General features: G+C 41.9%; 1 pseudogene. It reads left to right on the top strand.

Features of this window, described 5'->3' with window-relative positions:
- Nucleotides 1–33 precede the first annotated feature (33 nt).
- A pseudogene (locus CWB85_RS21740) lies at nucleotides 34–332 on the top strand (peptidase M28 family protein); the annotation flags it as partial.

Below are 332 nucleotides of genomic sequence, written 5' to 3'. Positions count from 1 at the left end.
AGCCAGTAAATATCTAACAAGCCAAGGTCAATAATGAAAAAAATCATCACAGGATTACTACTTACCAGTAGTTTTTTAGTCAGCGCCGCTGCGCCTGAGTTTACCGAGAAACAACTTCAGCAAGTTGCAGAGCTTAGAACAAATGCCAGCAGCAGTGACTTAAGCTATCAATTACTTGAATCTCTAACCACCGAAGTTGGTCCACGCTTACCAGGTACTGAAAACGATAAAAAAGCCGTTGCATGGGCGCAAGCTAAATTTAAAGAGCTAGGATTTGATAAAGTATGGCTTGAAGAAGCAACATTTCCTGAGTGGCGACGCTTTAGCGAAAG

This window comes from Pseudoalteromonas sp. S1727 (genome assembly GCF_005886375.1).
In the GTDB taxonomy this organism is placed as follows: Bacteria; Pseudomonadota; Gammaproteobacteria; order Enterobacterales; family Alteromonadaceae; genus Pseudoalteromonas; species Pseudoalteromonas haloplanktis.
This window is presented reverse-complemented; position numbering and strand designations above follow the sequence as displayed.